The following is a 20514-nucleotide window of genomic DNA, read 5'->3' as shown; positions in this document are numbered from 1 at the left end:
CGCTTTGTCCAGAGCGGGGGTCTAGTTTTCTTCTTCTGAGGCAGTAATGGCTCGATGATTTCCCACTCTTTGTCAGTCACATCGCTTGAATACCCCATTTTCAGCCCTTACCTGTTTAAATTCACCTCTTTGTGTTGATTCTACTTGTTCGCCTAAAAGATATCAAATGGGTTCTATAGCAATCCGTGCAGGAGTTACGAACAAAAAGACCCCCGACTTTTTTAATGAGTCGGGGGTCTGAGCGTCTCGCTGGAAAGCAAATCAAATAGGATTGTTATATCTATGGAATTATATTTGTATCAATTAGATTAAAATATAATTTTCATCTATCAAAAGTATGAAATATTCTATATAGAAAAAATTTTTCTATATAAAGAAATTAAATCTAAATACTTAACTTAAAAGCATACTTGAGGCAGAAGATATAAAAATATTAGACATATTAAATTAAAATAAATATTAATCAAAGTTCTTAAAGAATTCAGGGAAGTGTGCTAGACACGAACTGGAAACAGCCTAAAACTTTGTTAAAATCAGCAACAACAAACTATGAACTCTATCACCGAAAAACGTATTGCCTTGATTTCCGTCCACGGAGACCCGGCGGTTGAAATAGGGAAAGAAGAAGCTGGGGGACAAAATGTTTATGTGCGCCAAGTGGGTGAAGCACTAGCGCGGCTAGGATGGCAAGTTGATATGTTTACCCGCAAAGTGAGTCTGGAGCAAGGCTCGATTGTTCAACACAGGGACAATTGTCGAACTATTCGTTTAAAAGCTGGCGCTCTTGAGTTTGTGCCGCGAGATGAGATTTTTGAATATCTACCAGAATTTGTGGAAAATTTCCTCAAATTTCAAGTAAAAAATGACATTAAATACCAGTTAGTTCACACTAACTATTGGCTCTCTAGTTGGGTGGGGATGGAGTTAAATAAAATCCAAGATAGTAAACAGGTTCACACCTACCACTCCTTAGGAGCAGTCAAGTATAACACGATAGAAAATATTCCTCTGATTGCAAGTGTGCGATTAGCTGTGGAAAAAGAGGTGTTGGAAATAGCAGAGCGAATTGTGGCGACAAGTCCGCAAGAAAAGGAACATATGCGATCGCTAGTTTCCACTAAAGGCAATATCGACATCATTCCCTGCGGTACAGATATTAAGCGGTTTGGTTCCATTGCACGAGAAGCAGCCAGAGATGAATTAGGTATTGACGAAGAAGCCAAAGTTGTATTATATGTAGGACGTTTTGACCCACGCAAAGGTATAGAAACCTTGGTGGATGCAGTAAACGAGTCTGGGCTACGCGAGTCCAACAATCTTCAGCTAATTATTGGTGGTGGTAGTACTCCAGGTAACAGCGACGGCATAGAACGCGATCGCATTGAGCAAATTGTCAACGAATTGGGGATGAGTGACTTTACCACCTTTGCTGGTCGTCTCAGTCAAGATATCCTACCAACCTATTACGCAGGTGCCGATGTTTGCGTTGTTCCCAGTCACTACGAACCCTTTGGACTCGTGGCGATCGAAGCGATGGCAAGCGGTACACCAGTTGTAGCTAGTGATGTCGGCGGACTTCAGTTTACTGTGGTTCATGAAGAAACTGGTTTATTAGCAGCACCACAAGATGTAGATGCCTTTGCGTCTGCCATTGACCGAATTCTCTTAAATCCAGAGTTGCGAGACGAATTAGGTAAAGCTGGTAGAAAGCGCGTCGAAAGCAAGTTTAGTTGGGATGGCGTAGCAACTCAGTTGAGTGAACTTTATACGCAACTGTTGCAGCCACAACCAGTAGCGTCAACAGCAAAAGAACTAGTAGAGTCAACAGCCGAATTAATCCAGTCAACAGCCGAATTAGTCCAGTCAACAGCCGAATTAGTCCAGTCAACAGCAAAAGAACTAGTAGAGTCAACAGCCGAATTAGTCCAGTCAACAGCAAAAAAGCAAATTTTGGTTACTAAATAATTGTCTTGCGTAACAGAGAATGGTGATTACGATTCCTATATTAGGATGGATGTGGCAAAAGTTCTCAGAAAGAAAGAAAAAGAAAAACACGCAAAATTCTAAGAGTTAAAATCTCTATTAAAAAAACCACCAGCTTTTATACTGGTGGTTTTTCGGTAATTTTAATTTACTTCAACTAGCTTGGCTAATAGTTGCTAACAATATAGACAAATATCCAGATTATTAGTTTAGAAGTTTTACCTTCATGGCTGAACTACACAGCCTCTATCCTATCTACAAATGTATTAAGGACTGCTTTTTGACTATTCCTGATTTGATTACCTCGCTAATTTAGTTTAAGTTTTTTTCTAGACTATAGGTTAACTACTGAGAGATTATAGGCTTATGCCAAACGCCAACTAGAGAGGATTTTCACCTTCTTAAATTAGGTCATCGGCTGTGGGAATTTGTCTATATCTTACCAGGATTGACCATGAAATCAGCAAAGTTTTTCAATCCGCCGTTGTAACTCGGTTTCAAATTCCTCATCAGTCCGAGTGATAACAATTCACGCATTCACGCATTCAAACATTTTAGACATTTTCAGACGAAGAGGAGTGCGGTCTTGGCATCTCCCCATTCTTGAGCAACTCCGGGGGATTTAAACCCCGACTGAAACTGAGCGGAGTCGGAGACACTCCGCCTCCGAGCTACCTGTTGTCTCGTTCCCAGTCTCCGACTGGGAATGCCTATGTGAGGCGGAGCCTCAAGTCTTGAGGTGCATTTCCAGCCAGAGGCTAGAAACTAGGTTTTAAAAGGGTTTAAGCTTAAGTTGACACGGATGAGCATTGCTGTGCCCCTACGACAGATGTGGTTCAAATACTTGAATTCTGCTGTAATTAGAGATTTGTGCTTTTTTTTCTCGAAAACTTGGCTTTAAAACCCCGTGCTTCACGCAATGCTTTATATTTACGAGTGTTGCATTTGCCACTAATATATTAAGATACTAATTAGTACCGATGGACAGTCGGGAATCCAAAACGCCTATGCAGACGGTTTGCTCTTGTACTGAGATATCTCAGCAAAGCCGGAGACGCTCCGCCTCCGGTCTAGGTCAAAGTCGAAATCCCGTAAGGAAGTAACTAGGAAGTCTTTGAAGTGATTCTTTAGTTGCTCCGTACCAACAGGAAAGGAGTCATGTCACTCGCAGCTATCACCAAACCAAGTAACCGCTATGATAGTTGAGGTCAGCTATGCTTTGACTAAACGAAAATAAAAGCATAGCGATCGCTACCATTTGAATCTTAACAACTAATCGCTTTGCAACCAGTTGACTTTACCACTCTCACAGCTGCTTGTAGCGAAATCCGCGCTAACTGGCTACCATCACGCTTAGAACAGGTTTACCAGCGCGATCGCTATACTATTGCCATAGCATTACGCACCCTGAAACAACGGGATTGGCTACAGGTTTGTTGGCATCCCCAAGCTGCACATATTTGTATCGGCGATCCACCACCGCGATCGCCAGATACCTTCACCTTTAGCCAACAACTGATACACCAATTGAGTGGTTTGGCACTGGTGGCTATTGAAGCGATCGCCCCTTGGGAGCGGGTTATTGATTTGCAATTTGCCCGTCGTCCTGGAGAAAGCGCCCTATATCATGTCTATGCAGAAATCATGGGCAAGTATAGCAACGTCATTCTCACCGACGCCAACAATATAATTATCACCGCCGCCCATCAAGTCAGTCAGCAACAATCTAGTGTCCGTCCCATCCAAACCGGACAACCTTATGAAACACCACCGAAACTAACTGGGACTGTCCCCAGTTTGAACGAATCCCAACAACGTTGGCAAGAACGGGTAAGTTTAGTACCAGGAGCAATCAAGCGGCAATTACTGAAAAGTTATAGTGGCTTGAGTGCCGCACTACTGGAATTAATGCTCCTAGAAGCAAATATCGCACCAGAAACATCCACCGATAGCCTTAACCCTAACGATTGGCAACGGCTATTTGAGCGCTGGCAAGAATGGCTGCAAGCCTTGGATTCCAGTAAATTTCAACCCGCTTGGACAAAAGATGGTTACACCGTGATGGGTTGGGGTGTAGTTGAAAACGTCAAAGATATCCAGGAGTTACTCAACCGCTACTACAGTAACCAGATTAACGAACAGTTATTTTCCCAATTGCGCCATCAGTTGAGTCAGAAATTAAATAATATTCTGGCGAAATTACGCAACAAGGCGCAAACCTTTAAGACGCGCTTGCAGCAATCAGATCAAGCTGATGAATATCGCCAAAAAGCTGATTTATTGATGGCTCACCTGCAAAATTGGCAACCGGGGATGAAAGAAATTATCCTTGCTGATTTTGATACAAATTTGCCAGTAGCGATCGCTCTCCAACCAGATAAAAATGCCGTCCAAAATGCCCAAAGCCTTTACAAACAGCACCAAAAGCTCAAACGCGCTCGTGCTGCTGTCGAACCGCTACTTTTGTCAGTGCAGACAGAAATTGAGTATTTAGAACAAGTAGAAGCTGCGATATCTCAGATAGACACCTACCAAACAGCAGAAGATTTGCGAGCTTTAGAAGAAATCCGCGAAGAATTGATTGGGCAAAAGTATCTAGAAGATCCAGAATACCGCAGCCGCAGCGCTAATGAAGTCCCCAGCACCAACTTTCATCGTTACCTTAGCCCTGGCGGCTTTGAAGTATTAATTGGTCGCAACAATCGCCAAAATGACCAATTGACCTTTCGTGTAGCTGGGGATTATGACCTATGGTTCCACGCTCAAGAAATTCCAGGGAGCCATGTGCTACTACGTCTAGAACCAGGTGCTGTTGCAGAAGAAGCTGATTTGCAATTTGTAGCTAATCTTACCGCCTACTACAGTCGCGCCCGTCAGAGCGATCAAGTGCCAGTAGTTTACACTCAGCTAAAACACGTCTACAAACCCAAAGGAGCAAAACCGGGAATTGCCATTTACAAGCAGGAGAGCATCCTCTGGGGAAAACCACAATTAACAATTCAAAATTCAAAATTCAAAATTCAAAATTAAGAGGATTGGGATTGGGCATTGGGCATTGGGCATTGGCATGGCACATAAACCCAGTCAGGTGCTTTGGCAATAAATTGCCCGTTCACTGTCGCACAAAGACCAAAATTTGAAGCTATCAACATCTGGGGTTGGATGAATCCACTGATTTCTAGGCTTTCACGCAAAGCACCAGCCAAAAGCGGCTGACCTGTATTCTTTACTGGTTCATCCTCTAGTTGAAAATCCTTGGGTAAGGCTTTCCAAGAGATTACCAGTTCAGTTTAGGACTTGGCTTCACTGAGTTGGGTTGCCATAAATACAGGATGAATTTATTTTTGATCTTATCGCTTCCAGGAAGTGTATCATTCTTTGATGGTAAATTGCGAATGCGTCTACATGAATTGCCCCTACTCAAACCCAGGCAAATTATTCGGGTCAATACCCTGAGATTGAAAATAAGCAATCAGTCGTTCTTTTTGTTGGCGTTCTTGTTCAGCACGTTGGCGTTCTTGTTCGGCGCGTTTGCGTTCTTGTTCGGCACGTTGGCGTTCTTGTTCAATCTGTTCCATAGCCCACGGTAATAAATTACCAGCTTGATCCCACCAGCGCAACCAATAACCAGTACGAGCTTCTTTTGTTCCTTGCCAAGTTCCCAAAAATAAGCCCATTACATCAATCCAATGATGACCATTTTCGTCGGGTAATTTTAACTCATAGCGTTTATTTTCTAGTTGATAATATTCTAATAAACCGCCATCTGGTTCAAAAATTATGTAGATGGGAATCTGCAAAATTTGCTCGTAGAAAAACCATTTTCCTGGGGGATAACTTCGCTTGACCGAATATTCTCCACCCTCAGTATCGGATAAAAATTCCATAGCGATCGCTGGAATATCCCCTTCTAAATTGGGTGTATAACTTTTGCGATTACCTACAACTTCATTAACCGACGGTACATAAACCCAGTCAGGTGCTTTGGCAATAAATTGGCCGTTGATTGTCGCACAAAGACCAAAGTTTGAAGCTATCAACATCTGGGGTTGGATGAATCCACTGATTTCTAGGCTTTCACGCAAAGCACCAGCCAAAAGCGGCTGACCTGTATTCTCCACTGGTTCATCCTCTAGTTTAAAATCCTTGGGTAAGGCTTCCCAAGAGATTACCAGTTCAGTTTGGGATTTGGCTTCACTGAGTTGGGTTGCCATAAACACAACATGAATTTATTTTTTGATCTTATCGCTTCCAGGAAGTGTATCATTCTTAAATGGTACAATAGACCAGCGGTTTCGGGACAATACCCTGCGGGAAGCCACTTCTCTACGCGACGCTTTGCAAATGCGTCTACATGAATTGCCCCTACTAAAACCCAGGCAAATTATTCGGGTCAATACCCTGAGATTGCAAATAAGCAATCAGTCGTTCTTTTTGTTGGCGTTCTTGTTCGGCGCGTTGGCGTTCTTGTTCAATCTGTTCCATAGCCCACGGTAATAAATTACCAGCTTGATCCCACCAGCGCAACCAATAACCAGTACGAGCTTCTTTTGTTCCTTGCCAAGTTCCCAAAAATAAGCCCATTACATCAATCCAATGATGACCATTTTCGTCGGGTAATTTTAACTCATAGCGTTTATTTTCTAGTTGATAATATTCTAATAAACCGCCATCTGGTTCAAAAATTATGTAGATGGGAATCTGCAAAATTTGCTCGTAGAAAAACCATTTTCCTGGGGGATAACTTCGCTTGACCGAATATTCTCCACCCTCAGTATCGGATAAAAATTCCATAGCGATCGCTGGAATATCCCCTTCTAAATTGGGTGTATAACTTTTGCGATTACCTACAACTTCATTAACCGACGGTACATAAACCCAGTCAGGTGCTTTGGCAATAAATTGGCCGTTGATTGTCGCACAAAGACCAAAGTTTGAAGCTATCAACATCTGGGGTTGGATGAATCCACTGATTTCTAGGCTTTCACGCAAAGCACCAGCCAAAAGCGGCTGACCTGTATTCTCCACTGGTTCATCCTCTAGTTTAAAATCCTTGGGTAAGGCTTCCCAAGAGATTACCAGTTCAGTTTGGGATTTGGCTTCACTGAGTTGGGTTGCCATAAACACAACATGAATTTATTTTTGATCTTATCGCTTCCAGGACGGGTAAATATATCAAAATATTAAGAAAATCCAGATAAGAATTTTGTTTTGTGAACAAAAACCATGCAGTTGAATCGAAGTAATTTCCTCAGATTTCTGATCCAGTCAGAGCCAGGAAAACCAGCAATATCTAACGGCTTGCGAGCCGCGTTAGCGTTGGGTGTTCCTATGCTAATTGGGCAACTGATCAACCAAAGGGAAAGCGGATTATTGCTTGGTTTAATGGCTTACTTTGTCAATTTAGCGAATGTTGGTGGCCCTTACCGGATCAAAGCTAGGGCGATGGCTGCTGCTACTTTGGGAATAACTGTTTCAGTATTTGTGGGTACTTTAGTCGCTAAAGTACCCGCGCTAACTGTGGTGCTGACATTTCTCTGGGGACTTGCTTCCGGTTTGGCATCGCTGTACGGTAATGCTGGTGCAAATGTCGGTTTGGTGGTAGGGACATCATTTATTTCCGCGATCGCACAGCCAGGAGACTTAGAATCCGCACTGATGCGATCGCTGTTATGTCTAATTGCCGGTGGATGGGCGATGCTACTTTCCTTAGTAATGTGGCCTTTTAGACCTTACGATCCACTACGGATAGCTTTGGCTTCTTGCTTCAGTGCGCTCGCCAACTACATTCAGGCATTTGTAGGTAAAGTAGCAACAACTGAAAATATTCTCGAAATTAGACAGGCATTAGAGACAGCACGCACTACTTTAGGTACATTACGGATTGGACAGTCGGCTCGGAGTTGGATGAATGAGCAGTTATTGGTGCTAATTCAGGATGGCGATCGCTTGCTTGGCTCAGTTATTGCCTTAGCAGAATTACTACAAACTCATTTAAAAGAACAGCAATATCACGCAGTCCAGCAATTAGTAGACGATGCACTCCAACAAATATCACTCATTCTGCAAGGCATAGCGAAAGTCATATCTCGCAAGCCTGCTAGCATCGATCTGGGAAATCTCAACCGCATCTATGAGGCACTGAAAGAACAAGAAAGTCTCCAAAGAAAAGCAATTACTGGGAGTGAGACAAATTATACAACTCTCGTTGCTCTCAGTAACCTGGTGCTGATCGTAGAAAAGCTGATCAAGCAATTGCAATACACGGCTCAGACAGCTAAATCTCTGGCAGATCACAGCAAAATGAGTCAACGCGATGTAGATAGACTTCTTTTAGTTAAAGAGGAACAGCGATCGCTCTTAAATTTACTCAAAGAAAACCTCACCTTAGACTCAGCAATCTTTCGCCATGCTCTCCGCATTGGTGTGAGTCTAGCTGTAGGCGTAATATTATACAGCATTACCAATTTACCAATGGGGTATTGGGTGACATTGACAATCATGCTAGTCCTCAAACCGAACTTGGGTGCAACTTTCCAGAGGTTTTTCCAGCGAGTTGGCGGGACTATCTTGGGAGCTGTGTTAGCTGCTGTCCTACTTGCAACCATCACGAGTCAGCCTGTATTAGACACAATCATTCTGCTGACAGTATTTTTTGGCATTTCCCTGATCCGTTTCAACTATGGGTATTCGGTGGTTTTCTTATCAATATTTGTCTTACTGATTATCGATATTGGTCATCCGATTGGTTGGCAATTTGCTGGTTTTCGGGTGTTGAATACATTAATTGGGGCGGGACTGGCTTTTGCGAGTCATTACTTTATCTGGCCAAATTGGGAACGCGATCGTTTACCCAGTCAACTCGCCACTGCCTTGCGAGAATGTCAGAAATACTTTCGGGATGTGATGGCTGTTTACCAGGGGACAAAGGAGCGTGACTCTACCATTATCAGTCAACGGCGACAAACTGGACTGGCAATTGGCAATGCCCAAGCCTCCTTCCAAGGATTGCTGCGCGAACCCCAAATGCACAAAGAATTAGTAGAACCAGTGATGACGCTGCTGATGTACATGGGACGTTTTACTAACGCCGTGACAGTTTTGGCAGTACATCTCGAACATTTTCGAGGAACAGTGCCACTGCCGGAATTAGAAACCTTTGTCCACCAAATTTTGCTACTGTTAGAGCAGTTAGCTGATTCAGTACAGCAGGAAGTTGCCCCACCGCCCTTGCCTGACTTGGAAGAAACACTGCAAAAAATTCAACCACACCTACAAGCACTGCGTACAGCCCGTATCCAAGAGCTAGCTGTCAATCAAGGACATACACCGATTCGTCAGGCAGTCATTGATTACAGCATATTAGATTTAGAGATTGATCAGATTGTTAGGCGGTTGACTGCTATGCACTCAGCGATGGTACGTTTAATATCAAGTAAATAAAAATAATGTTGGGTTTCATTGCCTCAACCCAACCTACAAGAACAGCGATCGCACTGAAGTAATCAGGGAATATCAAGCTTTAACGACAATTGGGAATAAGTATTTAATTCCCAATGCAATCCATCAGGAGAATAAGCAATTTTTTCTAGTTCACTAAATAGATTTTGATGCGGGGGAGTTATACCATTACGAAGGTAAGGAATAACTTCTGCAACGAGATCATCAATTGTTAGTTTTTGCTTAAGGCGATTAGCTTTATTAAAAGAAGATTGAAGATAGAACTGTATTCGCTTATCAAGAGGAATATGAGAACCTAATTTTGTTTTAGGTTTGATTTTCCATACATTTCTATCCATGTCATAATCAAAATATTATTTTAAAAGTTCACCAAAATCAGAAACTTTTTCAATTTCATGAAGCAATAACGACAAACAAAAAAGTTGACGTGAGCTAAAAAGTTCATCTAAAAACTCAACATCTGCGTCAGGAGGCAATTTTATATTTTGAGGATACCAGTATTCTGGCTGAGAACTAAAAGAATTATCATCATAGCTTTTATCAATAATAGATTTACATTTCTTTTCTATTTTCACATTCTCTCAGCAGGTGGGCGATTGACTCGCATCAGTTTTCCCAACAAAGATTCTTCAGCTGCAATTACCTCATGAATCCGGGTGGCTAATCCCTGCCGATCCAAATCTTCTGTGCAAACAATGATACCTGCATGGTCTGGACTCATGCGATGCAAGCGGATAAAATCATCTCGATTCACTGTCAGCACTGCCCGCCCCTGAATCGTCGCAAATACAAGCACCTGGTCATCGGGAATTCGCTGGTTGCCTTGCCCTGCTTCTTGTACCGTCAGTACATCGTGACCAAATTGACGCAGTAGCCCCGTAACCACTTTGGGAAACCCTTCATCGGCATAAAGCAATGCCACCCTTAAGCTGCCTCTTGCCGTGCGATCGCCGCTTCAATCTCTTCAGGATAAGCCCCCGCATACAGCCATGCGTTGACCAAATCAGCAGCCGTTAGCGTCGGGTAATCTTCTAACAAATAGGCTTCACTTGCCCCTTGATGGCGCAGGCTAACCAACAGCCAAACAGGAATCCGAGTTTGCCGAATACAGGCATCGCCCCCCATCACGCCCGGTGTTTTTTCAATGCCAATCAACCCATTGCTGAGACTCGCCGCCAAAATCTGAATTGCCTGTGCCTTTTCTTCCAAAGACAGGGCTAAAAGTTGAGGTTGTAGCTCTTTCAGTGTCATTGTAGGCATCAAGCTGAATACTTGAGATGACGATTGTTCTTCATCCATTATAGGTAAGAAGCAACGAACAAACAGCGTGTATGCTCTTTAAGCTAAGGTTGAACTAATTACACAGGCGATCGCTTGGGCAAAGGGGCGATCGCACTTGCGATTGCTACGGATTAAACCCATCACCATCAGGCGATCGCCAACTTCATCTCTTGAGGAAGATATTGTGGATGGAATGTCAATATGATCAATTCTCTACTTCCGGCTCACCAATTGTCTTCTGTGCGCCATGACCAATATGGAGAATTCTCACCGTGGAAGCTGATATTCAAGAAGCGTAAATAGAATACGATAGGTTTGCTTTCCTTGCCCGTAAAGAAGAGTCGCGAATTTCTTGACTAAAGAAGGCATCCTCTCCAGCGATTGGACAGCGCCGAGGCATTTCTGGCTCCAGAGACGATTGCTTTAATCAGCCCTTGATACCAGAGTTGGGCGCCTTCATCTGTGGTAAACTGAGAAAAAGTTAAGAATGCGGCATCCGCTTCGGCAACAGCTAGCGATCGCATCCCTCGTTTGAGAATTGCGATCGCCCATCTCCCATAGACTGGATTGAGTAGACAAAACAATCGGATGCGCCAATTTGGGCGGGACGAATTGTGTTTAATGCTGTCTATGCCATTGGTGGGACATTAATTCTAGATACCTGCAAAATTAAGCAAAAGCGATCGCATGGTGACGGATATGATCTTCAATAAAACTGGCGATAAAATAATAACTGTGGTCATAGCCTTCTTGATAACGCAAGTTTAGCGGCTGCTTAACATCTGCACAAGCCTCTTCAAACACCTCTGGCAGTAATTCTTCAGCTAAAAATTTATCAGCAGTTCCTTGGTCAATGAGAATTGAACTGTGATATCCTACTTCCTTGACTAATTCACTAGCATCATAAGCACGCCAACTTTCTTGATTGCCGCCAAGATAACCACTGAAAGCCTTTTCACCCCAAGGACAACGCATAGGTGCAGTGATAGGTGCAAAGGCTGATACTGATTTGTAGAGTTCTGGGTTTCTCATCGCACAGACAAGCGCCCCGTGTCCCCCCATCGAATGACCGAAAATGCCTTGTTTATCAGGTTGGGCGGGGAAGTTTGCGGTAATTAAAGCAGGTAATTCGTGGACGACATAACTATACATTTGGTAGTTTTTACGCCACGGTTCCTCTGTCGCGTCAACATAAAAGCCTGCACTTGTGCCAAAATCCCAGTCATCATCCTCACCAGGAATACCTGTGTTACGAGGACTAGTATCTGGCGCAACCAGGATCAAGCCATACTCAGCCGCGTAGCGCTGCGCCCCCGTCTTTACCATAAAATTCTCTTCGGTGCAAGCCAATCCAGAGAGAAAATAGAGAATCGGCACCGGTTTTTGAGCTGCTTGTGGTGGTTGATAGACAGCAAAGCGCATTTCACCGTTACAGGTCCAGGAGGGATGACTGTAAAAGCCAACTTTGCCACCAAAGCTTTTATATTCTGAAAGGAGGTTGAGGTTAGGCATTGCTTATATTCTCTTTTAATGATATAACCAGATTTATAAATTTTACTTTAGAAGTAAATAAATTTGTAAAGTTGTACCTTCTTTGAATACACTCTTAATATTAATCTTACCACTGGGAGATTTAACTATTTGTTGGGTAATAGCTAACCCCAAACCGAATGATTTAGATAAAAAGCCGTACTGAGCATTGCTAATAATTTATGTCAGAGGCGCTCGCAATTCTTGCTGAAGTTAATATGTTAGGATTCATAACTGCTCAATTACTTAATTTATCCCCTGAAGATGTCAGAAAACTTATAAGTTATCAAGCTAAAAATCAATCGCGGTTGAAACCACAACCTAAACAACGCATACAAACAGAGAAAGCCGCTAAAACTGAGACAATCTCAATGATTAATTGAAATGCCAAGGGAGCTAGAGCTAACCCCCAAATCAGAATAATTGTCCCGCTTATCATAGCAGTAATACGATGAATTTCGTCTTTAGTATTGAAAGCCAATACAAAAGTTGCGAAACCAATTAATAATAAAATTAAGCTACTCATAAACATATTCCTGATTTATACCGTTTCTTAGTAAAGCTGCATATACAGCAGAGTTCAGGAGTCAGAATGGGCTACGCCCCGCTACGCTAACAGAAATAAAACACGCTTTATACCAGGCTTTGAGACTTAGATTGTGTACAACACCCAACTTGAAATCTGATGTATTCCCCACATGTAGTCCCTCCAAGATTGCAGTAGGACTACAGGCAGTCTTATTATAAGCATCTTAATACAGAATTGGTATTAGTAGTTAAAAATCGCTATGTGCATTATTTTTAGTCAAAATAAAATTACTAAAGTAAGAATATTTTCCATGCTTTTTTTACAGCTATCAAAATCATGATTAATAAAAAATATATGCTATTATTTATTACTGAATTTAGTACTGTATTTAGTGTTACTCATTGCACCTTATAACGCAATTTTGAGGTGGAAAAATGGGAGCCTGCTGCAATAATTAAATCTCAAGCAAGCCGAGTAAACGACGCAACCCTTTACTTATGGGTAGTTCCTGAGAATGTGCCAACAAATTTGAGGGTAAACTAAAACAATTGCTTAAAATAAGAGAGTAAATCTGTATAACCGCAAATTCCATTCACTAGCGCTTTTGACACTCATTGAGATGCTCCCATGAAGTTCGGGGTGCGATCGCGTCTCAATCAATTCTGCAAAGCCGGTAACTTAGTCCCGCACCTTTTACAGAACCCAGCATCGACATCATGGAAAGCCAAACCACAACCTAAACAAACTGTTTCTACCTGATTAGCAGTTTTCACAACTCGCTTAATTAAATCCCCTACTTGCCAAGGAATCAGCGCAATTCCTGTAAAAATCATCAATACTGTTAGCAAACGCCCTAATTCAGAAATTGGAATAACATCGCCAAATCCGACAGTTGTCATTGTGACAACAGAGAAATAAAATGCATCCAAAAATGTACCGTAATTTTGAGGATTAACCGGATGCTCGACTTGATAAATTAAGCCAGAGTAAATAAAAACAATTGCAAATAATGTAAATAATATTCGCGTAAAAATCATTCCATCTTCGGTACTGACACTGGCGAATAAAAATTTCCTATCTATAAATCTGATTAATCGTAAAATCCGAAACCATCGGAGTAGGCGGATAAAGCTAATGTCCACCATTCCTAGAAAGAAGGGCAAAATCGCTATTAAGTCAATAATCGAATAAAAGCTAAAAATATACTTAATTTTGTTTTCCGCACTCCACAGGCGGAGTGAATATTCCACCGCGAAGATGAGAACGATCGCAGTATCAGCGACATTCAACTGAAATCGCGTATAATCAGGAATATTATATGTTTCTGCCACAAAAATTCCTGATGATATTAGCACCAAAGAGGCAAGTGTTAAATTAATCGCTTTACCTATTGGTGTTTCGAGGTCTTTTAAGTAAAATTCTGTGTCTTGTCTGCTCAGTAACATATTCGACCATTAACTAACTCTTAATTTCCAGTTATAGCATTAGAAATAGGATATTATTAACCATGATCCTTATGTTAACCTCAGCTTAAGCTTATATGAACCCAGAATATTTTATGAATTTAGCATTAGCAGAAGCAAAAGAAGGCGATGCGCCTTACGGTGCTGTGATTGTTAAAGATAACGAAATCATGGCCGTAGCTCATAATACTGTTAGTAGAGACAATGATCCATCAGCCCATGCGGAAATTAACGTCATTCGTAGTTTAACAGCTAAACTTCAAAATCCTTCTTTAGAAGGTTATAGCATATATACAACTGGCGAACCTTGTCCAATGTGTGCAACTGCTTGTGTTTGGAGTGGTTTATCAGAAATTGTATATGGTGCTTCAATTCAAGATTTAATCTCGGTAAATCAATCACAAATTAATATATCTTGCGAAGAAGTGATCGCTAAGTCCTTTAGAAACATCAAAGTCACAAAAGGCATTTTAAGAAATGAATGTTTAGAGTTATTTAAATAAGTTCCAATAAAAAATTGAAGTTTTCCAGATATAGGGTGTGTTACCGCATTAGAGCGAAGTACATCTCAAAACCTCACCCCCAACCCCTCTCCTTAGTAAGGAGAGGGGAGAGAAATACTTAGGAAACGCCATAAAACACCCTACAGCTACAGCTAATCTAGAGGTTGAAATTACGAATTAGGAATTAGGAATTACGAATTACGAATTATTTAACTTAGCTCATTCAAATAGGATAAATATGTATTTGCCCAAATTGCAGCTTGAGTGCGATCGCGCAAATTTAACCGATTTAAAATATTTGTAACATGATTTTTTACCGTTCCCTCAGAAATATAGAGTTGGTGAGCAATTTCTCGGTTACTAGCGCCTGTAGCAATTAACTGCAAAACCTCTTTTTCTCTAGGAGTAAGTTCAGCTAAACTAGATGGTACAGGCAGTGACTGAGTTGGCGCCGGATGAGAAAACTGAGTCAACAGTTTTTTAACTATACCTGGGCCTAGTTGAGTATATCCTTTATGAACAGCACGAATAGCAACAGCTAATTCTTCTGATGGTGTATCTTTCAATAAATAACCCATTGCGCCATTTTGCATCGCTGCTGATACATATTCATCATCATCAAAAGTCGTCAGTACTAAAATCTTAGTTTTGGCAAAACGTTTTTGAATCTCTCGTGTGGCTGCAACTCCATCCATAATCGGCATTCTGATATCCAACAAAATTACATCTGGCTGTAATTTTGCAACTAAATTAATCGCCTGTTCACCGTTTTCTGCTTCTCCCACTATCTCTATATCTGGTTCTAGTTCCAATAAAGCTTTTAACCCTTGACGAATTAAACTTTGGTCATCTACCAGCAAGACTTTAATCATCATATCAACCTCGTTAAGGGAATATTAACTGTAATTTTGCAACCAGAACCAGGAGCGCTATTAATATTAAACTCACCTCCAATTGCTAAAGTGCGATCGCGCATACTATGAAGTCCAAAACCAGTAGTATTTTGCCCTAAATCAAAACCTCTACCATTATCCTGAATTATCAATCGTAAATTTCCTCTCATCTCAGTAAGTTCTAGTTTAACCTCTGTTGCATATGCATATTTAGATATATTTGTCAATGATTCTTGAGTAATCCGGTAAATAGCAATATTGATTTCAGGTGGTAGAGAATATTCCAGGTTGATTTGATAAATTGGTAAAATGCCATTAGAGCGATGAAAATTTTCTGAAAGACTAGCGATCGCCCCTTCTAAAGATTGCTCTTGTAAGGGATTAGAACGCATAGTAGAAACAGATTGACGGACATCTTTTAGCGCTTTTGAACCTAATTCTTTTGCTGTTGCTAGAAATGTTTCAGCCCTAATTGGGTTAGATTGCCATAGTTTTAAAGCCGTTTCTAATTGCAGATTTAAAGCAGTTAGAGAGTGTCCTAATGAATCATGAATTTCACGAGCTATGCGGTTACGTTCTTCCAAGGTAGCTTGATTTTCAATTCGCATGGCATATTGACGGAGTTTTTCGTTAGCGATCGCTAGCTTTTCTCGACTGTGCCGTTCCGATAATACTGCATTCATCATCAATAATACAAAAACTAAACTTAAGCCAAATGTCAGCGACCAATTAAAGCTAAAAAAACGAGATCGCTCTTGTGCTTGTGGTGATGCTTGAAAATTAAATAGCTGGTATTTTAACTGTGTAGTAACTAAAAATAAGGAAAATGATAAAGTTGTAATGAATAAACGCCCAGGTAACTGAAAAATTAGACAACTGCGAGTAACTAAAATTATGTAGAGAACGGGGAAAAGGCGAGCAAATCTCTCACCAAAAAGTCCAGTTGTTAAAATCAATAAAATTTCAATGGCTGTGTAGATTACCTTAGTTAACTGGTTACTACTGGGTAATATTAAGCCCATTAACGCAAAAATAATCAGACTATAAATTGACAGTTCTGGCAATATGCTACAAACTGACAAATCTGGAAATACACCACAAATTGATAGTTCTGGAGGTGGATGCTTAGGATGAAATTGCCGTAACGGAGGTGGTATAACTGCCGTCAATGCAGTAATCGCTAGTAGTGTCCACTCCAGATAAAGCAGAGATTGGAAAGGATGTTTCTTAATTTGAATTGGACGACTCATCAGTTGCTTCGCTCCAGTTATGAATGAGTTAGGAGAGACACGATTAATCGCGTCTGTACAGGGGTTAGGAGTTCCGAACATTTGAGCGATAGCTTCCGGCGTTTAAACTTTTCGCTGAGTAATTAACAGTAAATGTAGGCTAGAAAAACCTTATGTAATAAGCTAAACACGATTTATAAATTAATCATCATAAAAATCTTGATCATTCTAAACTTCTAGCTCCTATCTACTTATTGTGAATCATCTTTGTCAAAATTCAATCATGACTTTAGTCATGGGTAAAACCATGACTTTATCCTCATGTGACTACTGAAGATAAGTTCTTATGATAGTGGCATCGAACCAAGAAAAAACCACGAGACAAAGTAATGAAACTCAAAGCATTATCGCTAGTTGCTGGAGCGATCGCTCTAACTTTAACTGCAACCTCCTTTGCTGTTAACGCCCAAACAGCCTCTCCTTCACCCGTGCTACTTGCACAAACTCCACACAAAGAAAGAGGCCCTTGGAAAGAATTGGGTCTAACAGATGCCCAAAAAAGCCAAATTGAGTCAATTCACCGCGATAGCCGCACCAAAATGGAAGCAGTTTTGACCCCAGAACAAAAGGCAAAATTAGAGACAGCGAAAAAAGCGCATCGGGCTGAGTGGGAAGCGCGTAAGGCTCAGGGGCAAGCAGGTCAAGCTCAACGGCAACCAGGTCAGCATCGTGGTGGCCGAAAAGGTGGTTTTGCTGACTTAAATCTGAGTGAAGCCCAGAAAACCGAAATGCGACAAATTCGGGAGTCTGAAAAACAACAGGTTCAAGCAGTCTTAACCCCCGAACAGCGCCAAAAACTAGAGCAATTCCGTCAAAATGCTCCTTCACGCCGTCAACAAGGCAATCCCCAATAAGGGACTTCCAAAAAATTGCCACTTACCCTTGACTGATGTCCAGGCATTGTTTTTCATACTAAAAAATTAATAGACTTCTTGCAGAAGATCCGGAAAGGGGAAAAACTTCATCCCCTTTCCCTTTCCCTATTTATACCCACGCCCAATGCCCAATGCCCAATTCCCAATTCCCAATCCCCAATTTAGTAGACTTTCAAGCTAGTTATGAGTTATGAGTTAATCAAAACTCCTAGCTCTTTCAAGATGTCTAAAGAATTCGCAATTGGTAGTAAAGTCCGTGTCGTGGCACTACCAGCCTACGTCAAAACTGCTGAACCTATGCCCATGCTACGCCCACCTAATGTAATTCACATTGGCGAAGAGGGTATAATCATTGACCGCAGACCCGGTGGATATTGGGGTATTCGTTTTACTAGGGGAGCCTTTCTCCTAGATAGTCAATACATCGAAAGCACAGATACCCCTCCTGAATCTCACTTAGAGGAGATTTCTGGCAACCAATAATTGTAAACTTGTGTAAAGTTGTGATTCTGGTTTGCACCATGATTTCTCGCCGCACTTTTTTAAGCATATTATTTGCCAGCTGTATTTCTGTGATCAGCTGGCTGAATTTTACCCCTGCTGCTGATGCCCTTGGTGGTAAACTTCCTGCAATTAATCAACCTGCACCAGAGTTTACTTTGCCAACCAACACAGGTGATGGCAAAATTTCCCTCTCTGACTTGCGCGGTAAGTGGCTAGTCCTCTACTTTTATCCTAAAGACTTCACCTCTGGTTGTACTATAGAGGCTCGTCGTTTTCAGCAAGACTTACCACAATACCTCGAAAAAAACGCCCAGATTATTGGCGTAAGTGCTGATGATATTGATTCCCATGCCAAATTTTGTGATTCAGAGGGACTAAAATTTCCCTTGTTGGCTGATACTGATGGTTCGGTGAGTAAAGCTTACGGTTCGTGGCTCGGCTTCTTATCTATGCGTCACAGTTTTATCATCGATCCTCAGGGCGTCTTGCGCGAGACTTTTGTCAAAGTCAACCCAACTATTCACAGTTCAGAAGTGCTGGCACGACTAGAAAAATTACAGTCCGCAACTTCTTAAACCTCAATTAACACAAGATTTGGGGCTTAAGCACCAACTTATAGCGTTTCTCAGTAAGAACCCCACCCCCCTCCCCGCTAGCGAGGAGAGGGGACTATGATGCACTTGGGAACTGCTATATCTGCATTTTTGTTTAACGCACAATAAAACCATCTTTTTTAAGTACAGTTTTAACTTGACTGCCAGATAGAAACTCGACAAACTCTTTGGCAGCAGAAGTATTTTTACTGCTTTTAATTATTGCTACGGGATAGACAATTGGTGAGTGAAACTTATCATCAGCAGCGACTACGACTTTTACCTTGTTAGAAATTTTGGCATCAGTGGCATAAACTAAACCCGCTTCGGCGTTACCACTTTCTACTGCTGCCAAAACTTGACGCACATTGTTAGCAAAAACCAATTTTGACTTGACCTGATCATAAAGTTTCAATTTCTTTAATACTTGCTCTCCATATTGACCGGCGGGTACACTTCTGGGTTCACCGATCGCAATTTTTTTTATCTTACTATCTCTTAAATCGTAGAAGCTACTGATGCCAACAACATCCTGAGCCACAATCAAGACTAGACGGTTATTTGCCAAGTTAGTACGGCTACCTGGTAGCAACAGTCCTTTTTCTTCCAAGGCATCCATTTGCTTTTTGCCAGCAGAAATAAAGATATCTGCTGGCGCACCTTGCTCAATCTGTTGCTGTAAAGCACCAGAAGCCCCAAAGTTATAACTAATGTTGACATCTGATTTACTTTGTTGGTAAAGAGGCTTAATTTCTTCCATCGCCTCTTTTAAGCTGGCGGCTGCGGACACGAGTATGCTGGTATTTGACTGTGCTATTACAGGATAAGGAGTAACCAACGGTAAACCAATTGCTAGCATTAAGCCAGCAACTGCTATACCCAGGAAGCCAAAAATTTGTCTTCTTTTCATAGTAAAAGTGTTTGAGAGGTTTTTTCTAAAATTGATGCTACGTAGAATCGTAACAATAATACCAAGATTTGCCCAACTATATCGGTAAAATTATGCCTAGAAAAGAACAAGGGTGGGTCACATTTCAAACCTCAGAAGAGGAGCGAAAGATTTTGGAAGACTTTTGTGGCCAGTCTCAGCGAACCAAGACCGAGATTCTTCGAGAATTGGTACGTGGTCTTAATCAACACTCTTCACCATCCAACTCGCTACCAACCATAAACACAGAAGAGGAAAATATCGTATCCCCTCAAAAGTCGGAGATAGAAATTAGTATTCAAAAGAAACCACTCAAAGTTAGCTCTCGCAATATTCTCAAGGGTGTTGTTAAACGAGTTGTGACTGGAGCCGTTAATAGTGAGGTGACGCTGGAGATTGTTCACAAAGTTGTGTTAACTTCGATTATCACCAGAGTATCGGTAGAAGAGTTAGGTTTGTCTGAAGGGAAAGAGGCTTATGCGGTTATTAAGTCCAACGATATAGTTATTGCCAGCGAATAGGCTGTGGCGATCGCTATTCTTACAACAATTTTCGTCTTAAATAGACCACGCGGTAAGGGCACAGTCAACTTAACGCGAAATGGGCGGTTAGAAACCGCGTCAGCGTGCCGGAGGCTCTATTCCATTCAGCTTGGGCTGAAGTTGACACCAATGAGCATTGC

The 20514-nt window shown here is 41.5% G+C and carries 21 protein-coding genes and 1 pseudogene; 8 read left to right on the top strand and 14 right to left on the bottom strand.

Annotation, left to right across the window (positions count from 1 at the left end):
- The first annotated feature begins 549 nt into the window (after positions 1-549).
- Together V7K31_RS07220 and V7K31_RS07215 are read left to right on the top strand one after the other, a co-directional pair.
- On the top strand, positions 550-1965 hold the full coding sequence (locus V7K31_RS07220; protein ID WP_335093439.1) for a glycosyltransferase family 4 protein: 1416 nt from the start codon (positions 550-552) through the stop codon (positions 1963-1965).
- 1299 nt (positions 1966-3264) lie between these two features.
- On the top strand, positions 3265-5013 hold the full coding sequence (locus V7K31_RS07215) for an Rqc2 family fibronectin-binding protein (RefSeq protein WP_335093437.1): 1749 nt from the start codon (positions 3265-3267) through the stop codon (positions 5011-5013).
- A gap of 38 nt (positions 5014-5051) precedes the next feature.
- On the opposite strand, the pseudogene V7K31_RS07210 reads toward V7K31_RS07215, so the two are convergent.
- The 3 genes and pseudogenes from V7K31_RS07210 to V7K31_RS07200 form a co-directional block, all read right to left on the bottom strand.
- Positions 5052-5267, bottom strand: a pseudogene (locus tag V7K31_RS07210) (hypothetical protein); the annotation flags it as partial.
- 132 nt (positions 5268-5399) lie between these two features.
- Positions 5400-6197: a Uma2 family endonuclease gene (locus V7K31_RS07205; RefSeq protein WP_335093435.1), complete on the bottom strand. Its 798-nt coding sequence runs from the start codon at positions 6195-6197 to the stop codon at positions 5400-5402.
- 154 nt (positions 6198-6351) lie between these two features.
- Complete coding sequence (locus V7K31_RS07200; RefSeq protein WP_335093433.1) at positions 6352-7104, bottom strand: Uma2 family endonuclease; 753 nt, start codon at positions 7102-7104, stop codon at positions 6352-6354.
- A 105-nt stretch (positions 7105-7209) separates the two neighbouring features.
- On the opposite strand from V7K31_RS07200, the gene V7K31_RS07195 reads away from it, so the two are divergent.
- Positions 7210-9426, top strand: a complete 2217-nt coding sequence (locus V7K31_RS07195; protein WP_335093431.1) for an FUSC family protein — start codon at positions 7210-7212, stop codon at positions 9424-9426.
- A 62-nt stretch (positions 9427-9488) separates the two neighbouring features.
- On the opposite strand, the gene V7K31_RS07190 is transcribed toward V7K31_RS07195, so the two are convergent.
- The 8 genes from V7K31_RS07190 to V7K31_RS07155 all read right to left on the bottom strand — a co-directional run bounded on the left by V7K31_RS07190 (position 9489) and on the right by V7K31_RS07155 (position 14229).
- Complete coding sequence (locus V7K31_RS07190; protein ID WP_335093430.1) at positions 9489-9782, bottom strand: hypothetical protein; 294 nt, start codon at positions 9780-9782, stop codon at positions 9489-9491.
- 15 nt (positions 9783-9797) lie between these two features.
- A complete protein-coding gene (locus tag V7K31_RS07185; RefSeq protein WP_335093428.1) occupies positions 9798-10019 on the bottom strand; it encodes a hypothetical protein in 222 nt (73 codons plus the stop codon).
- Positions 10016-10366: a DUF5615 family PIN-like protein gene (locus V7K31_RS07180; protein ID WP_335093426.1), complete on the bottom strand. Its 351-nt coding sequence runs from the start codon at positions 10364-10366 to the stop codon at positions 10016-10018. Before V7K31_RS07180 ends, V7K31_RS07185 begins: the two co-directional genes overlap by 4 nt.
- A gap of 2 nt (positions 10367-10368) precedes the next feature.
- Positions 10369-10695, bottom strand: coding sequence for a DUF433 domain-containing protein (locus V7K31_RS07175; protein ID WP_335093466.1), 327 nt, complete (start codon positions 10693-10695; stop codon positions 10369-10371).
- Between the two features lie 386 nt (positions 10696-11081).
- Positions 11082-11309 carry a hypothetical protein gene (locus tag V7K31_RS07170; RefSeq protein ID WP_335093424.1) on the bottom strand — a complete coding sequence of 76 codons (228 nt, stop codon included), beginning with the start codon at positions 11307-11309 and terminating at the stop codon, positions 11082-11084.
- A gap of 85 nt (positions 11310-11394) precedes the next feature.
- Positions 11395-12237 (bottom strand): S-formylglutathione hydrolase, encoded by an 843-nt coding sequence (fghA, locus tag V7K31_RS07165; RefSeq protein ID WP_335093423.1) that lies wholly within the window; start codon positions 12235-12237, stop codon positions 11395-11397.
- Between the two features lie 316 nt (positions 12238-12553).
- Positions 12554-12781, bottom strand: a complete 228-nt coding sequence (locus V7K31_RS07160; RefSeq protein WP_335093422.1) for a hypothetical protein — start codon at positions 12779-12781, stop codon at positions 12554-12556.
- A gap of 659 nt (positions 12782-13440) precedes the next feature.
- Positions 13441-14229 (bottom strand): ion transporter, encoded by a 789-nt coding sequence (locus V7K31_RS07155; RefSeq protein ID WP_335093421.1) that lies wholly within the window; start codon positions 14227-14229, stop codon positions 13441-13443.
- A 95-nt stretch (positions 14230-14324) separates the two neighbouring features.
- Here V7K31_RS07155 and V7K31_RS07150 point away from each other — a divergent pair, with 95 nt between their 5' ends.
- Positions 14325-14750, top strand: coding sequence for a nucleoside deaminase (locus tag V7K31_RS07150; RefSeq protein WP_335093420.1), 426 nt, complete (start codon positions 14325-14327; stop codon positions 14748-14750).
- A gap of 209 nt (positions 14751-14959) precedes the next feature.
- Here the strand turns inward: V7K31_RS07150 and V7K31_RS07145 are convergent, their stop codons facing one another.
- A complete protein-coding gene (locus V7K31_RS07145) occupies positions 14960-15622 on the bottom strand; it encodes a response regulator transcription factor (RefSeq protein WP_335093465.1) in 663 nt (220 codons plus the stop codon).
- Positions 15622-16893, bottom strand: a complete 1272-nt coding sequence (locus V7K31_RS07140; RefSeq protein WP_335093418.1) for a sensor histidine kinase — start codon at positions 16891-16893, stop codon at positions 15622-15624. Before V7K31_RS07140 ends, V7K31_RS07145 begins: the two co-directional genes overlap by 1 nt.
- A gap of 368 nt (positions 16894-17261) precedes the next feature.
- On the opposite strand from V7K31_RS07140, the gene V7K31_RS07135 reads away from it, so the two are divergent.
- The 3 genes from V7K31_RS07135 to V7K31_RS07125 all read left to right on the top strand — a co-directional run bounded on the left by V7K31_RS07135 (position 17262) and on the right by V7K31_RS07125 (position 18886).
- Positions 17262-17786 carry a Spy/CpxP family protein refolding chaperone gene (locus V7K31_RS07135; protein WP_335093417.1) on the top strand — a complete coding sequence of 175 codons (525 nt, stop codon included), beginning with the start codon at positions 17262-17264 and terminating at the stop codon, positions 17784-17786.
- 243 nt (positions 17787-18029) lie between these two features.
- Positions 18030-18290, top strand: a complete 261-nt coding sequence (gene sipA, locus V7K31_RS07130) for a regulatory protein SipA (protein WP_335093416.1) — start codon at positions 18030-18032, stop codon at positions 18288-18290.
- Positions 18291-18328: 38 nt separating this feature from the next.
- Entirely contained in the window at positions 18329-18886 is a 558-nt protein-coding gene (locus V7K31_RS07125) for a peroxiredoxin (RefSeq protein ID WP_335093415.1), read from the top strand.
- Between the two features lie 133 nt (positions 18887-19019).
- Here V7K31_RS07125 and modA read toward each other — a convergent pair whose 3' ends face one another.
- The gene (modA, locus tag V7K31_RS07120) at positions 19020-19814 is read right to left on the bottom strand and encodes a molybdate ABC transporter substrate-binding protein (RefSeq protein ID WP_335093414.1); all 795 of its coding nucleotides are present in this window, start codon (positions 19812-19814) and stop codon (positions 19020-19022) included.
- Between the two features lie 92 nt (positions 19815-19906).
- Between modA and V7K31_RS07115 the strand changes: the two genes are divergently transcribed.
- Positions 19907-20353 (top strand): TOBE domain-containing protein, encoded by a 447-nt coding sequence (locus V7K31_RS07115; RefSeq protein WP_335093413.1) that lies wholly within the window; start codon positions 19907-19909, stop codon positions 20351-20353.
- The last annotated feature ends 161 nt before the right edge of the window (positions 20354-20514 follow it).

The sequence above is a fragment of the Nostoc sp. genome, from assembly GCF_036917675.1.
Classification (GTDB): Bacteria; Cyanobacteriota; Cyanobacteriia; order Cyanobacteriales; family Nostocaceae; genus Nostoc.
The sequence above is the reverse complement of the archived record's forward strand: the minus strand, read 5'-3'. Positions and strand labels throughout refer to the sequence as shown.